Source organism: Phenylobacterium sp. (genome assembly GCF_036502675.1).
In the GTDB taxonomy this organism is placed as follows: domain Bacteria; phylum Pseudomonadota; class Alphaproteobacteria; order Caulobacterales; family Caulobacteraceae; genus Phenylobacterium.
This window is the reverse complement of the sequence record NZ_DASXYF010000022.1, coordinates 1-14,812: the sequence shown is the minus strand read 5'-3', so window position 1 is coordinate 14,812 and position 14,812 is coordinate 1. Positions and strand designations below refer to the sequence as shown.

At 72.6% G+C, this 14,812-nt stretch carries 13 protein-coding genes; 6 read left to right on the top strand and 7 right to left on the bottom strand.

Annotation, left to right across the window (positions count from 1 at the left end; translation table 11 throughout):
• Positions 1 to 24: 24 nt before the first annotated feature.
• The gene (egtB, locus tag VGL30_RS02780; protein WP_331536535.1) at positions 25 to 2,253 is read left to right on the top strand and encodes an ergothioneine biosynthesis protein EgtB; all 2,229 of its coding nucleotides are present in this window, start codon (positions 25 to 27) and stop codon (positions 2,251 to 2,253) included.
• 133 nt (positions 2,254 to 2,386) lie between these two features.
• On the opposite strand, the gene VGL30_RS02775 is transcribed toward egtB, so the two are convergent.
• The 7 genes from VGL30_RS02775 to VGL30_RS02745 all read right to left on the bottom strand — a co-directional run bounded on the left by VGL30_RS02775 (position 2,387) and on the right by VGL30_RS02745 (position 9,287).
• Positions 2,387 to 2,605: a general stress protein gene (locus VGL30_RS02775; protein WP_331536533.1), complete on the bottom strand. Its 219-nt coding sequence runs from the start codon at positions 2,603 to 2,605 to the stop codon at positions 2,387 to 2,389.
• Positions 2,606 to 2,734: 129 nt separating this feature from the next.
• Positions 2,735 to 3,976 carry an ABC transporter permease gene (locus VGL30_RS02770; protein ID WP_331536531.1) on the bottom strand — a complete coding sequence of 414 codons (1,242 nt, stop codon included), beginning with the start codon at positions 3,974 to 3,976 and terminating at the stop codon, positions 2,735 to 2,737.
• Complete coding sequence (locus VGL30_RS02765) at positions 3,973 to 4,656, bottom strand: ABC transporter ATP-binding protein (protein ID WP_331536529.1); 684 nt, start codon at positions 4,654 to 4,656, stop codon at positions 3,973 to 3,975. Before VGL30_RS02765 ends, VGL30_RS02770 begins: the two co-directional genes overlap by 4 nt.
• A gap of 10 nt (positions 4,657 to 4,666) precedes the next feature.
• Positions 4,667 to 6,244 (bottom strand): efflux RND transporter periplasmic adaptor subunit, encoded by a 1,578-nt coding sequence (locus VGL30_RS02760; RefSeq protein WP_331536527.1) that lies wholly within the window; start codon positions 6,242 to 6,244, stop codon positions 4,667 to 4,669.
• A 130-nt stretch (positions 6,245 to 6,374) separates the two neighbouring features.
• Positions 6,375 to 7,718: a HAMP domain-containing sensor histidine kinase gene (locus VGL30_RS02755; protein WP_331536525.1), complete on the bottom strand. Its 1,344-nt coding sequence runs from the start codon at positions 7,716 to 7,718 to the stop codon at positions 6,375 to 6,377.
• A 124-nt stretch (positions 7,719 to 7,842) separates the two neighbouring features.
• Positions 7,843 to 8,568: a response regulator gene (locus tag VGL30_RS02750; RefSeq protein ID WP_331536523.1), complete on the bottom strand. Its 726-nt coding sequence runs from the start codon at positions 8,566 to 8,568 to the stop codon at positions 7,843 to 7,845.
• A 65-nt stretch (positions 8,569 to 8,633) separates the two neighbouring features.
• On the bottom strand, positions 8,634 to 9,287 hold the full coding sequence (locus VGL30_RS02745; protein ID WP_414694948.1) for an MBL fold metallo-hydrolase: 654 nt from the start codon (positions 9,285 to 9,287) through the stop codon (positions 8,634 to 8,636).
• Positions 9,288 to 9,447: 160 nt separating this feature from the next.
• On the opposite strand from VGL30_RS02745, the gene VGL30_RS02740 reads away from it, so the two are divergent.
• The 5 genes from VGL30_RS02740 to VGL30_RS02720 all read left to right on the top strand — a co-directional run.
• Entirely contained in the window at positions 9,448 to 10,938 is a 1,491-nt protein-coding gene (locus tag VGL30_RS02740; protein ID WP_331536519.1) for an amino acid permease, read from the top strand.
• 32 nt (positions 10,939 to 10,970) lie between these two features.
• Positions 10,971 to 13,403, top strand: a complete 2,433-nt coding sequence (gene hrpB / locus VGL30_RS02735) for an ATP-dependent helicase HrpB (protein ID WP_331536517.1) — start codon at positions 10,971 to 10,973, stop codon at positions 13,401 to 13,403.
• A 45-nt stretch (positions 13,404 to 13,448) separates the two neighbouring features.
• Positions 13,449 to 14,072, top strand: coding sequence for an exopolysaccharide biosynthesis protein (locus VGL30_RS02730; protein ID WP_331536515.1), 624 nt, complete (start codon positions 13,449 to 13,451; stop codon positions 14,070 to 14,072).
• A 66-nt stretch (positions 14,073 to 14,138) separates the two neighbouring features.
• Complete coding sequence (locus VGL30_RS02725) at positions 14,139 to 14,510, top strand: low affinity iron permease family protein (RefSeq protein ID WP_331536513.1); 372 nt, start codon at positions 14,139 to 14,141, stop codon at positions 14,508 to 14,510.
• Between the two features lie 57 nt (positions 14,511 to 14,567).
• The coding region (locus VGL30_RS02720) for a substrate-binding domain-containing protein (RefSeq protein WP_331536511.1) at positions 14,568 to 14,812 on the top strand (245 nt) is incomplete at its 3' end.

Below are 14,812 nucleotides of genomic sequence, written 5' to 3'. Positions count from 1 at the left end.
TCAGCGGATGACGAGGAGCACGCCATGGCGTTCGCCGACGATGCTGCGGGTCGCGCCCGACTGGAGGCCGCCGGCGACGCGCCGGCGGACGGGCCGTCGCGCTACCTGGCGGTGCGCCTGGCCACCGAGGGGCTCACCCGGCCGCTGACGGCGGAAGACCAGCTCGCCCAGTCGATGCCCGACGCCAGCCCGACAAAATGGCATCTGGCGCACACCACCTGGTTCTTCGAGACCTTCCTGCTGGTCCCGGGCCTGGCGGACTACAGGCCCTTCGACCCGCGGTTCGGCTACCTGTTCAACTCCTACTACGAGGCGGCGGGGCCGCGGCATCCGCGCCCGGAGCGCGGGCTGATCACCCGGCCGTCGCTCGACGACGTGCTGGCCTACCGGGCGCATGTGGACGCCGGGATGCGGCGGCTGCTGGCCGACGGCGCCCGGGCGGGGCCGCTGCTGGACTTGGGGCTGGCGCACGAGGAGCAGCATCAGGAGCTGATCCTGATGGACATCCTGCACCTGTTCGCCCGGTCGCCGCTGAAGCCGGCCTATGCGCCGCCGCGCGCGCATTCGCCGGCGGCCGACCCGGGGCCGGCCGGATTCGTGCGCCTGGCCGGCGGCCTGGTGGAGATCGGCCACGGCGGCCAGGGCTTCGCCTTCGACAACGAGGGCCCGCGGCACAAGGTGTTCCTGCAGCCCTACGCGCTCGCCGACCGGCTGGTGACCAATGCGGAGTGGCTGGCCTTCATGGCGGCCGGCGGCTACCGCCGCCCGGAGTTCTGGCTCTCGGCCGGCTGGGACGCGGTGCGTGCGGAGGGCTGGCGCGCGCCGCTCTACTGGCAGGAGGAGGACGGCGGCTGGGGGACCATGACCCTGCGGGGGCTGCGGCCGGTGGACCCGCACGCGCCGGTGGTGCACGTGAGCTTCTACGAGGCTGAGGCCTACGCCGCCTGGGCGGGCGCGCGCCTGCCGACCGAGGCGGAGTGGGAGCATGCGGCGGCGGGCGTGGCGCGCACGGGCGAGCTGCTCGACCGGGCCCGCCTGGAGCCGGCGGCGGCGGGGCCCGCTGGCGGGCTCCGGCAGATGTCCGGCGAGGTCTGGGAATGGACCCGCAGCGCCTATTCGCCCTATCCCGGGTTCCACCCCGCCGCCGGCGCGGTGGGAGAATACAACGGCAAGTTCATGGCCGGGCAGTTCGTGCTGCGCGGCGCGTCCTGCGTGACCCCGGCCGGCCACGCGCGGGCCAGCTACCGCAACTTCTTCGCCCCTCACCAGCGGTGGGTGTTCGCCGGCCTGCGGCTGGCGCGCGACGCCGGGCCGGCAGGGGCGGCGGCCGAGCCGGAGTCGGCGTTCGCCGCGGACGTGCTGCGGGGCCTGGCCCTGCCGCAGAAGGCGATCCCGCCCAAGTACTTCTACGACGCCGAGGGCTCGCGGCTGTTCGAGGCGATCTGCGAGCTGCCGGAGTACTATCCGACCCGCACGGAGATCGCGCTGCTGCGCAAGGCCGCGCCGGAGATCGCCGGGGAGATCCCCGACGGCGCGGCCCTGGTGGAGTTCGGCAGCGGGGCCAGCGTGAAGACCCGCATCCTGCTGGACGCCGCGCCGCAGACCGCCGTCTACGCCCCTATCGACATCAGCCCGGACGCCCTGGCCGAGGCCGCGGCGTCGATCCGCCGGGACTACCCGCACCTGACGGTCGCGCCGTTGGCGGAGGACTTCACCGCCGCTCTGGAGCTGCCCGCCGAGACCACGGGCCGGCCGCGGGTGGGCTTCTTCCCCGGCTCGACCATCGGCAACTTCACCCCGGCCGAGGCCAGGCGCTTCCTGGAGGGCGCGCGGCGGCTGCTGGGCGCGGGCGCGGGCTTCCTGGTGGGCGTCGACCTGGTGAAGGACGCGGCCGACCTCGTGGCGGCCTATGACGACGCCCAGGGGGTGACGGCGGCGTTCAACCGCAACCTGCTGGTCCGCATCAACCGCGAGCTGGGCGGCGACTTCGATCTCGGCCGGTTCGCGCACCGGGCGATGTGGAACGCCCGGGAGAGCCGCATGGAGATGCACTTGGTCAGCTTGGCGGAGCAGCGGGCGACGGTGAAGGGTCGCAGGTTCGACTTCGCCCGGGGCGAGACGATCCACACGGAGAACTCCTGCAAGTTCACCGTGGAGGGCTTCGAGGCCTTGGCGGCGGAGGCCGGCTGGCGGCTGGAGCGGGCGTGGCGCAACGACGCGCCCGGGTTCGCGGTGGTGCTGCTGCGGGGGTGATCCCGATCCTTCTCCCGCAGCGGGGAAGGAGTCAGGAAATCCTGCGCCCAGGCTGACGCCGCCGTCTCCGGTGGGAAGGCGGCGGCTCGGTCGCGGCGGCCCTCCGGGGGAAGGGCCGCATCGGACCGCGTCGTTAGCTTTCGAGGTCTTTGCCGGCTACGCGGCCGCCGCCCCGCGAGGCTTCGCCGCCCTTGCGGCCGGCCGCGGCGGCCAGGTCGCGGTCCTTGGCGAAGCTGCGCTTTTCGCCGGGAACGCTCGCGCCGCCCTTGCGGGCGATCTCCCGCCGGCGTTCCGGGTTCATCGCGGCGAAACCACGGCGTGCGCGCGGCTTGGTGTTCGTTTCGAGGGCCATGAGCTGCTCCTGGGCTACAAAACAGGGAGCGCGTGCGCGGAGTCGGGAGGAGGCTGCGCAACGGCTGTGGTCTGCAAACCCTTGAGGTGCGGCAGAGGTTGCGAGAAAAAACGCGCGCGAGGCGAATTCTTACTCGCGGCGCAGCGCCTCGATGGGATCGAGCCGCGCCGCGCGCCAGGACGGATAGGCTCCGAACGCCAGTCCCACCAGCATGGAGAAACCCAGCGCCAGCGGTCCCGCCCAGGCGGGGATGGCCGCGGGCCAGGCGCCCAGCCTCGCCATGGCCAGCGCCCCGGCCACGCCGATCACCAGGCCGATGAGGCCGCCCACCAGGGACAGCGCCACCGCCTCCAGGGCGAACTGCGCCAGGATGTCGCTGCGCCGGGCGCCCACCGCCATCCGCAGGCCGATCTCGCGGGTGCGCTCGGTCACCGCCACCAGCATGATGTTCATGATGCCGACGCCGCCCACCACCAAGGACACCGCCGCCACGGCGGCCAGCAGAATGGTGAAGGTGGCGACCGCGGCCTGGGAGGCCTCCAGGATCGAGGCCATGTTCTGGGTCTGGAAGTCGTCGTCCTCGCCGGGGCGGATCTTGTGCTGCTGGCGCACGACCTTGGTCACGTCCTCCTGCACCCGGTCGAGGATGTCGTCGGAGGCGGCCTTGACGTAGATGGTCATCACCGTGTCGCCGCGCAGCCGGCGGCCCACCAGGCGCGAGCGGACGGCCGGCAGCGGCGCCACGATCACGTCGTCCTGGTCCTGGCCGAAGCTGGACTGGCCCTTGGAGGCCAGGACGCCGATCACCTCGAAGGGAATGGCGCGCACGCGAATCCTCTGGCCGACCGGATCGCCGGCGCCGAACAGATTGGTCGCCACGGTCTGGCCGATCACCGCCACCTTGCGGCCCTGGCGGGCCTCGCGGGCGTCGAACATGCGGCCTGCGGCGATCTGCAGGTCGCGGGCGACGACGTAGTCCGGCGTCGCGCCTTCGATGCGGGTGTTCCAGTTGGCGGCCCCGGCGGCGACCTGCGCCTGGCTGCGCACCAGGGGGGCCACCGCGACGACGCCCTCCACCTGCCGGGCGATGGCGTCCACGTCGCCGTCGCGCAGCGAGACGCTGCTGCCGGCGCCCTGGAAGACCAGGCCGCCGCCGCCGCCCGACCGGGCCGCGCCCGGCTGGACGATGATCAGGTTGGAGCCCAGGCTGGAGATGGCCGCGGTGACCCGCTGCTGCGCGCCGAGGCCGATGGAGGTCATCATCACCACGGCGGCGACGCCGATCACCACCCCCAGGGAGGTGAGCACGCTGCGCAGCGGATGGGCCACGATGGCGCCGGCGGCGAAGCGGACGAGCTCGACGCTCCTCATGCGGGCGCGCCCGGCTGGTCCTGGACGATGCGGCCGTCGCGGAAGGCGATGCGGCGGGCCGCCTGGGCGGCGACCTCGGCGTCGTGGGTGACGACCACCAGGGTGAGCCCCTCGGCGTTGAGCTGGCGGAACAGCGCCAGCACCTCCTGGCCGGTGTGGGTGTCCAGCGCGCCGGTCGGCTCGTCGGCCAGCAGCAGGTCCGGGCCGTTGGCCAGGGCGCGGGCGATGGCCACCCGCTGCTGCTGGCCGCCGGAGAGCTGGGTCGGCCTGTGGCCCATGCGCGGGCCCAGGCCGACGCGCTCCAGCATGGCCGCGGCCCGCGCGCGCCGTTCGGCCGGCGGCGCGCCGGCGTAGACCATCGGCAGCTCGACGTTCTGCAGGGCGGTCAGCCGCGGCAGCAGCTGGAAGGACTGGAAGACGAAGCCGATCCGCCGGCGGCGGAAGGCGGCCAGCTGGTCGTCGTCGAACCCGCCCACATCCTCGCCCTCAAAGCGGTAGGTTCCGGCGGTGGGCCGGTCGAGGCCGCCCAGGATGTTCATCAGCGAGGACTTGCCGGAGCCGGAGGGGCCGACCACCGCCACGTGCTCGCCGCGGGCGATGTCGAGGGTGACGTCGTCCAGCGCCGCCACCTCCTCGTCGCCCATGACGTAGACCTTGCGCAGGTCCTGGAAGGCGATCATCGCCCGGCGCCTAGATGCGGTTGCGGAACTGGCCGCCGGCGCCGCCTGGGCCGCCCGGAGGCGGGCCGCCGAAGGGCGAACGGCTCTGCGCCTTGGCCCTGGGGCCGCCGCCCACGATCACCTGGTCGCCGGCCTTCAGCGCATCGGTGCGGATTTCGGTGAAGCTGCCGTCGCTGGCCCCGACCCGGACCGGCAACGGCGTGGGCTTGCCGTCGCGCAGCACCCACAGCACGCCGCCGGCCATGCCGTCGCGGCGGCCGCCACGGCCCTCGGCCATCGTCGCGCGCAGGGCGGCGAGCTTGGTCTTCTGTTCCGGCTTCAGGCCGGGCTCCAGCCGGGCGAAGGCCTCGTCGATGATCTTGCGCGTTGTCTCGCGCATGGCCTTGCGGTCGCCGCCGGCGGCGGAGAAGGCCGCGGCCATCTTCGGGCGCACGTCGGCCTGGATGGCCTCCCAGGCCTTCTGCTGGCGCGCGTCGAGGTCGAGCTGCTGGACCAGCCTGGCGCCCATCATGCCGCGCTGGCCGCCCTGGCGCTGGCCGCCGCCGCCCGGGCTCGGTGGGCCCATCCCGCCGGGAGCGCGAGCCTGCGCCTGGTCGGGCGGGTTCCAGCGCAGCGCCGCGGCCGGCGCCTTCAGCACGTCGGGATGGGTGTCGATGATGATGTCGGCGTTGGCGGTCATGCCGGGCAGCAGCTTGCCCGCCGGGTTGTCGGCCTCGGCCATCACCAGATAGGCCACCACGTTCTGCTCGGTGACCGGCTGCTTGCGCACCTGGGTGACGATTCCCTCGTAAGTCTCGTCCGGGAAGGCGTCGACGGTGAAGCGGACCCGCTGGCCCTCCTGCACCTGGCCGATGTCGGCCTCGTCGATGGAGATCTTCACCTGCACCTTCGACAGGTCCTGGGCGATGCGGAACAGCACCGGCGCCTGCAGGCTGGCGGCCACGGTCTGGCCGGGCTCGATCTGGCGGTCGACCACCACGCCGTCGATCGGCGAGACGATCACCGTGCGCGACAGGTCGATGCGGTTGGAGTCCAGCGCGGCCCGGCTTTGGCGGATCTTCGCCCGCTGGGCGTCGATGGCCGCCGCGGCGTTGAGCCAGGCCGCCTTGGCCACGTCCAGGGTCGAGGGCGAATAGATCCCCTGGCCCACCAGCGTCCGCTTGCGCGCGTAGTCGGCTTCGGCGGCCGCGGCCTGGGCCTGCGCCTGGCGCAGGGCGGCGGCGCCGGCGGCGATGTCGGCCTGGCCCTGCGCCAGGCGCGACTGGTAGGTCTGGGGGTCGAGTTCGGCCAGCACCTGGCCCTTGCGGACGTCGTCGTTGAAGTCCACCAGCACCTTGCGGATCTGGCCGGAGATCTGCGAGCCGACCTCCACCGTCACCAGGGCCTCCAGGGAGCCGGAGGCCGAGACCGAACGGGTGACGGAGCCCTGCTCGAGGGCGGCGGTGCGGTAGGGGTCCTTGGGCGCCTTGGGCCTGAGCTGCCAGGCCGCGACCCCCGCCACGGCGACGGCCAGGGCCACCAGGCCTGCGACCAGCCGCGGCGACTGGCGCGGCTTGCGTTTCGCAGGGACGGGCTTGGTGACGATCATCGAGCGGGAACTCCGGGCCGGCGGCGGGAACTATGGGCAGGGGTTTGCTGAACCGGGCCTGACGTCCGCGGATGGCGCGTCGCGGGGTTCAACGGCCGATGCGCTCGAATCCGGCGGCGGGCCTCGCGCATCAGATCGGCAGCAGCACCCGGGCGGTCAGGCCGCCGCCCTGGCGGTTGATCAACGACACGTCGCCGCCGTGTCCGCGCGCCACCGAGCGGACCACCGCCAGGCCCAGGCCGATGCCGCCGGTTTCGCGGTTGCGGGAGGGTTCGCGCCGGTAGAAGGGCTCGAACACCCGCTCGGCGTCCTGCGGCGGGATGCCCGGGCCGTCGTCGTCGATCTCCACCACGGCGCTGGAGTCCTGGCGGTAGACCCGGGTGCGGGCCCCGCCGCCGAACTTCACGGCGTTTTCCAGCAGGTTGGTGAACAGGCGGCGCAGGGCCACGGGATCACCCTTCAGGATCACCTTCTCGCCTACCGCGACCTCGGTGCGTTGGCCGGTCTCGGCCATCTCGTCGCAGAGGCTCTCCAAGAGGGAGGACAGCTCCAGGGGGGTCCGCTCGCTGGGGCGCGAGGCGTCGCGGACGAAGGTCAGGGTGGCGGCGATCATCGCCTCCATCTGGTCGATGTCGGCGGCCATCTTGGCGCGGACCTCCTCCGGCGCGCTCTCGGCCCGGAACCGCAGGCGGGTCAGCGGCGTGCGCAGGTCGTGGGCGACGGCCCCGACCATGCCGGTGTGGTAGACCACGTAGCGGCGCAGGCGTTCCTGCATCTCGTTGAAGGCGCGCACTGCGGTGTCGATCTCCGCCGAGCCCATCAGCGCCAGCGGCGGGGCGCCCGGGTCGCGGCCGATCCGCTCGGCGGCGTCGGCGAACAGTCGGATCGGCGCGGAGAGCCTGCGGGCGAACAGGTAGGCGACCGGCGCCATGGCGAGCGTCGAGAGCAGGAACCACAGCACTACCCGCTGCTGCCAGGCGGTGAGCCCGATGCCGGGGTCCGGACGCACGGCGCGCCAGCGCCCGTCCGACTGGCGCACCGCCACCTCGAAGGGCGCCACCAGGAAATGCTCCTCCTGCGCGCCTTCCCGCGCCATGCGGTCACGCAGGATGCGGAAGGTCCGCCGGTCGGCGAAGGTGGAGGCTTCGGAGCCGATCACCACGCGGTCCACCGTGGCGCCCAGTTCGGCGGCCAGCGCCTTGCGGATGGCCGGGGCGAAGCGGCTGTCCAGCTGGCGCTCCGGCGGGACGTCCAGGGTGCGCAGCATCAGCGGCCGGCGTTCGCCCATCGGCGGCGAGGCGCCGTGGAAGGTCTGCACCACCTCGCTCAGGCGATAGAAGTCCGGCACCGGCGGCGGCAGGTTGAAGATCAGGAAGACGGTGATGGCCTGGGCCGCCGCCAGGGCGATGCCGATCAGCGCCAGCAACTGGGCGAACAGCGAGGCCGTGGGCCGGGTCCGCCAGCGGAACGTCACGACAGCTTCACCTCGGGCCAGCGGGCGGTCACGACCGTTTTACCTTGGGCCAGCGGGCGGTCACGACCGTTTTACCTTAGGCCAGCGGGCGGTCACGACCGTTTTACCTTAGGCCAGCGGGCGGTCACGACCGTTTTACCTTAGGCATGAACATGTAGCCTTCGTTGCGCACGGTGCGGATCAGGTCGTGGCCGCCGCCGTCGTCGAGCTTGCGGCGCAGGCGGCTGATCTGCACGTCGATGGCCCGGTCGAAGGCGTCGGAATCCGGGCCGCGGGCGAAGTCGAGCAGCTGGTCGCGGGTCAGCACCCGCTGCGGCCGCTCGATGAAGGCGCGCAGCAGGTTGAACTCGCCGGACGACAGGTTGACGATCACGCCGCGCGGCGAGCGCAGCTCGCGGCGGACGAGGTCGAAGCGCCAGCCGGCGAACTCGCACCCCGCGCCGACCCCGGAGCTGGCGGCGCGCTGCTCGGCCCGGCGCAGCACCGCGCGGACCCGGGCCAGCAGCTCGCGCGGATTGCAGGGCTTGGCCAGGTAGTCGTCGGCGCCCAGCTCCAGGCCGACGATGCGGTCGGTGTCCTCGCCCATGGCCGAGAGCATGATGACCGGCGGGCCCTCGGCGGCCAGCCGGCGGCAGACCGCCAGCCCGTCCTCGCCCGGCATCATGACGTCGAGCACGATGAGGTCGACGGCGCCGCGGGCGATGGCCTGGTCCATCTCGCGGGCGTCGGCGGCGGTCTCGACATGGTAGCCGTGCTTGCCCAGGAAGTCGGCGACCACGTCGCGGATGCCGGGGTCGTCGTCCACCATCAGGATCCGCGCGGCGGCGGGCTGTTCGGTCTCTGTTTCCATGCGGTCCATCGTCACCGCCTCGCGTAACGGCTGGATTTCACGGCTGAAAGAAGCGTCGACATGCCTCACCGGCCCAGCACGGCGTCGGCGACGAAGGGATTGCTGCGCCGCTCCGCCCCGAAGGTGGACATCGGCCCGTGGCCGGGCACGAAGGCCACGTCGTCGCCCAGCGGCCAGAGCTTGCCGGTGATGGAGGCGACCAGCGCCGCGTGGTCGCCGCGGGGAAAGTCGCTGCGCCCGACCGAGCCCTGGAACAGCACGTCGCCGACCTGGGCGAAGCGGGCCTCGCGGTGAAAGAAGATCACGTGGCCGGGGGTGTGGCCGGGACAGTGGCGCACCTCGAACTCGGTCTCCCCCAGGGTGACCACGTCGCCGTCGTCCAGCCAGCGGTCGGGGGTGAAGCTGCGGGCGTCGGGCATGCCCCATTTGGCGGCGGACTCGTCCATCTGGTCGATCCAGAAGGCGTCCTCCGGGTGCGGGCCCTCGATCGGCGCGCCGGTGGCCTCGTGCAGGGCGGCGGTCCCGCCGGCGTGATCCAGGTGGCCGTGGGTGATCCAGATCTTCTCGAGGGTCAGGTCATGGTCCGCCAGCGCCTTGAGGAGCCGGGGAGTCTCCCCGCCGGGGTCGATGACCGCCGCCTTCATCGTCTTCACGCAGAAGACCAGGGTGCAGTTCTGCTGCAGGGGCGTCACCGGCGTGATCATGGCGCGGATGGGCATGGCGGTCGCGGTCAAGAGCTGGTCCTTCGAAGATCTGCGCTGAAGATCGGTTATTCCGGCGCATTGTGGAAGGCCCGCGCCCCGCGACGTTGCCGCAGGCCGCGGCGCATGCCTAATCTTCGGCGCCTGGCTGGAGTCGGGGCCCGGGGGATCACCGTCCATGAAGCTGTTCACCAAGAAGCCGATCGACGTCATCCTGGCCGAGGGTGTCGACGAGAGCGAGTACGCCCTGAAGCGCGGCCTGGGCCCGATCGGCCTGACCTCGCTGGGCGTCGGCTCGATCATCGGCGCGGGGATTTTCGTGCTCACCGGCCAGGCGGCCGCCACCCACGCCGGGCCGGCCATCGTCTTGTCCTTCATCCTGGCCGGCGTGGTCTGCGCGCTGGCGGCGCTCTGTTATGCGGAGCTGGCGTCGATGATCCCGGTGGCCGGCTCGGCCTACACCTACACCTACGCCACCCTGGGCGAGTTCGTGGCCTGGCTGATCGCCTGGGACCTGATCATCGAATACCTGTTCGCCGCCTCGACCGTATCGGTCGGCTGGTCGGGCTATTTCACCGGGCTGATGGAGCAGTTGGGCGTGACCATACCCCATGCGCTCAGCCAGGCGCCGTTCACGGTGGAGCAGGGCTTCCACCTGGCCCCGACCGGGGCGCTGCTCAACGTGCCGGCGGTCGGCATCATCATGCTGATGGCCCTGGTGCTGGTCGCCGGCATCACGGAATCGGCCAACGTCAACAACGTGATCGTGGCCATCAAGGTGGGCGTCGTCCTCTTGGTGATCGGTTTCGGATTCCTTTACGTGAACCCCGCGAACTGGGTCCCGCTGATCCCCGCCGAGGTGGTCGACCCGGCCACCGGCGCCCACCGCTACGGCCTGCCGGGGATCTTCACCGCCGCCGGCGTGATCTTCTTCGCCTACATCGGCTTCGAGACCGTCTCCACCGCCGGGCAGGAATGCCGCAATCCGCAGCGGAACATGCCGATCGGCATCCTGGCGGCGCTGGGAATCTGCACCGTCCTCTACATCCTGATGAGCCTGGTGATCACCGGCCTTGCGCCCTACACCATCCTGAACACCGCCCGGCCGGTGTACGCCGCCGTCGACCATGTGGGCGCGCAGCTGGCCTGGCTGAAGCCGGTGGTGACCGTCGGGGCGACGGTGGGCCTGGCCTCGACCATCCTGACCCTGCTCTACGGCCAGTCGCGGATCTTCTACGCCATGTCGCGCGATGGCCTGCTGCCGCCGATGTTCTCGGCGGTCAACCGCAACCGGCGCACCCCCTGGCTCGGCACCCTGCTGACCGCCGCCTTCGCGGCCCTGCTGGGCGGGCTGTTCCCCATCGGCCTGCTGGGCGAGCTGGTTTCGATGGGCACGCTGCTGGCCTTCGCCCTGATCTGCGGCGGGGTCATCTACCTGCGGATCAAGGAGCCCAACCTGAAGCGCACGTTCAAGACGCCGTTCATCTGGGTCGTCGCCCCGCTCGGCGTGTTGTCGTGCCTGTACCTGGTGTCCAGCCTGCCCGCGGCCACCTGGATCCGGCTGTTCGTCTGGATGGCCGTCGGCCTGGTGGTCTACTTCGGCTACGCCTACCACCACTCCCGCTTCCACGAGGCGAAGAAGCTGGCCGCCGCCGCCCCCGCGGAGTGACGCGGGGCCTGCGGCCGGGCTAGACCGGCCGCATGCTGCCGATCCACGACGTCCTCGACGCGCTGCACGCCGCCCTGGCCGCGGGGACCAGCGCCGTGCTCGTCGCCCCGCCCGGCGCGGGCAAGTCCACCGGCGTGCCGCTGGCCTTGCTGCAGGCGCCCTGGCTGGCCGGCGGCAAGATCGTCATGCTGGAGCCCCGGCGGCTGGCGGCGCGGGCGGCGGCCGAGCGGATGGCGTCCACGCTGGGCGAGCGGGTGGGGCAGACCGTGGGCTTCCGGGTGCGGCTGCAGTCGCGGGTCTCGGCGGCCACGCGGATCGAGGTGGTCACCGAAGGGGTGTTCGCCCGGATGATCCTCGGTGATCCCGGCCTCCCGGGCGTGGCCTGCGTGATCTTCGACGAGTTCCACGAGCGCAGCCTGGACGCCGACCTCGGCCTGGCGCTGGCCCGCGACAGCCAGGCGGTGCTGCGCGAGGACCTGCGGATCCTGGTGATGTCCGCCACCCTCGACGGGGCGGCGGTGGCGCGGCTGCTGGACGGGGCGCCGGTGGTGGAAAGCCTGGGCCGGGCGTTTCCCGTCGAGACCCGCTATCTGGGCCGCGACGAGCGCCTGCGCCTGGAGGACCGCGCCGCCCGCGCCGTCGAGCGGGCGCTGGCCGAGGAGACCGGCGGCGTGCTGGTGTTCCTGCCTGGGCAGGCGGAGATCCGCCGCACCGCCGAGCGGCTGCAGGAGCGGCTGAAACGTCCCGATGTGGAGGTCGCCCCGCTCTACGGCGCCCTCGATTCCGCCGCCCAGGACCGAGCCATCGCGCCGGCGCCGGCGGGCCTGCGCAAGGTGGTGCTGGCCACCGCCATCGCCGAGACCAGCCTGACGCTGCAGGGAATCCGGGTGGTGGTCGACGCCGGCCTGGCCCGCGTGCCCCGCTACGATCCGGCCAGCGGCCTGACCCGGCTGGCCACCGTGCGGGTGAGCCGGGCGGCGGCCGACCAGCGGCGCGGGCGGGCGGGACGCACCGCGCCCGGGGTCTGCTACCGCCTGTGGGACGAGGCCGAGACCCGGGCGCTGCCGGCCTATGCCGACCCGGAGATCCTCGACGCCGACCTCTCGGGCCTGGCGCTGGACCTGGCCCGCTGGGGCGTCCAGGACCCGGCGGCGCTGGCCTTCCTCGACCCGCCGCCGGCCGCCGCCTTCGCCGAGGCCCGCGCGCTGTTGCGGCGGCTGGAGGCGACCGACGCCGCCGGCGTGCTCACCGCCCACGGGGAGGCGCTGGCGGCCTTTCCGCTGGCCCCGCGCCTGGCGCACATGGTGCTGAAGGCGGCGCAGACCGGCCAGGGCCTCCGCGCGGCGCAGATCGCGGCCCTGCTCACCGAGACCGGGCTGGGCGGGCGCGACGCGGACCTGCGCCACCGGCTGGAGGCCTTCGCCCGCGACCGCTCGCCCCGCGCCCGCGACGCCCGGACGCTGGCCGATCGCTGGGCGGGACTGGCGGGGAGGGGCGGCGGGGGCGCGGCCCTGGAGGACGGGCTGCTGCTGGCCTTCGCCTATCCCGAACGGATCGCCAGGGCGCGGGGACCGCTGGGCGAGTTCCAGCTGGTGAGCGGCCGCGGCGCCTTCGTCGAACCCACCGACGTTCTGGCCCGGGAGCCCTGGCTGGCGGTGGCCGAACTGGGCGGCGGCGAGCGCCGCGACCGGATCCTGCTCGCGGCGCCCGTGGCCGAGGGGCCGTTGCTGGCGGCCTTCGCCGGCCAGCTGGAAACCGAGAGCCGGCTGGAGGAGGGGCCTGGCGGGCGGCTGCGGGCCAAGACCCTGACGCGGCTGGGCCGGATCGTGGTGCGCGAAGGCCTGGACGAGACGCCCGACCCCGTCCGCATCGCCGGGGCCCTGCTCGACCGGGTGCGGGCCGAAGGCCTGACGGGCCTGCCCTGGGGCGAGGCGGCCGCCGCCTGGCGCGAGCGCCTGGGCTTCCTGCACGCCCGCGCGCCGCGGGACTGGCCGGACCTGTCCGACGCCGCCCTGACGGCGCGGCTGGACGAATGGCTCGCGCCGCTGCTGCCCGGCGTGCGGTCGCTGGCGGGCCTGGACGCGGGCGCGCTCGACGGCGCCCTGCGTGCGCTGGTCCCCTGGGAGGTGCAGCAGCGGGCGGCGGCGGCGCCCTCGCACTGGACCGCGCCCACCGGCCAGCGCCATCCGATCGACTACGCCGCCGAGGGCGGACCCCGCGTGTCGGTGCGGGTGCAGGAGGTGTTCGGGCTCGCCGTCCACCCGACGGTGGCCGGCGAGCCGTTGACGCTGTCGCTGCTGTCGCCGGCGCACCGGCCCATCCAGACGACGCGCGACCTGCCGGGCTTCTGGCGCGGCTCGTGGAAGGATGTGCGCGCCGACATGCGCGGCCGCTATCCCAAGCACCCCTGGCCGGAGGACCCGCAGGCCGCCGCGCCCACCACCCGGGCCAAGCCACGGAACTGAGGTGGGCGCGTTGGCCTTGAAGGCAAATCGGCGTTTGTAGGACCCATGGCGCCAGAAAGCTTCCCGCCGGCCACGCCGCCCGCGACCGCCTCGTCGCTCTCCGCAGTGCTCGACGCCCTGACCCGGGGCGACGGCGAGCGGCTGTCCATGCAGCAGGCGCTGACGGCGCTGGAGGACCGTTCGTTCGGCGGGGTGATCCTGCTGCTCACCCTGGTTGCGCTCTGCCTGCCGCCGGGGCTCTCGGCGGTCCCGGGGGCGCCGTTGTTCCTGGTGGGGCTGCAGATGCTGCTGGGGCGGGAGCATCCCTGGCTGCCGCGCTTCATCCGCCGCCGCAGCTTCGACCGGGCGCGGGCGGCGCGTGTGGCGGCCAAGGCCCGGCCGATCGTAGCCAGGGTGGAGCGGGTGCTGCGGCCCAGGCTGGGGAGCCTGATCCGGCCGGGGCATTCCAGGCTGGTGGGCCTCGCCTGCGTGGGGCTGTCGGTGTTCATGATCGTGCCGCTGCCGCTCCTGCATGGAACCGCGGGCATGGGGTTGCTGGCCTTTGCGGCGGGGCTGCTGGCGCGGGATGGCTTGGCGCTGCTGGCGGGCTGGGCGCTCACCGTCGGCTGCGGCGGGGTGCTGGCGGTGATGGTCGCCGCGGCGCGGCTGGGCGCGCGCCACTTCCTCTGAGCGGCGCTCTTCCGAGAAGGGGAGCCATTTTCCGGTGTGGCCGTTCCGGCGAGAAGGAGCCCCACCATGCACGTCGACCGCACCTTTTCCACCTTCGCCAACGCCACCGCCAAGGCGACCGGCAGCCCGTGGGCTTTCGTGGTCTGCGTGACGGTGGTCGTGCTCTGGGCGGTCACCGGACCGCTGTTCCACTTTTCCGACACCTGGCAGCTGGTGATCAACACCGGCACCACGATCATCACCTTCCTGATGGTGTTCCTAATCCAGAACACGCAGAACCGCGATGGCGCGGCGCTGCAAGCCAAGCTCGACGAACTGATCCGCGTGACGAAAGAAGCGCGCAACGATCTCGTCGGCATCGAAAATAAGCCGGAAGAAGTGCTTGAAGAGGTGCGTGCCACTGGTGACGAGGATGTGCACCAAGGCGTGCAGGACTGACGGCAATCCCCGAGCGTGATAATCATATGGATATCACGCTGTTGGTTGGGGGATTCAATGCTTCATTTCCGTTTGGCGCTCGCAGCGTTATTTTCTTCTTTTATCGCGCTGGCAGCTGTGCCGGCGACTGCCGCCGACAATGGCACGATCACCGTATTTGCGGCGGCCTCGCTGACCGATGCACTGAAAGAAGTCGGCAAGGCGTATGAAGCCAAGACCGGTCAGCATGTGGTATTCTCGTTCGCAGCATCGTCGGTGCTTGCCCGGCAAATCGAGTCTTCGGCGGGCGCCGACATATTCCT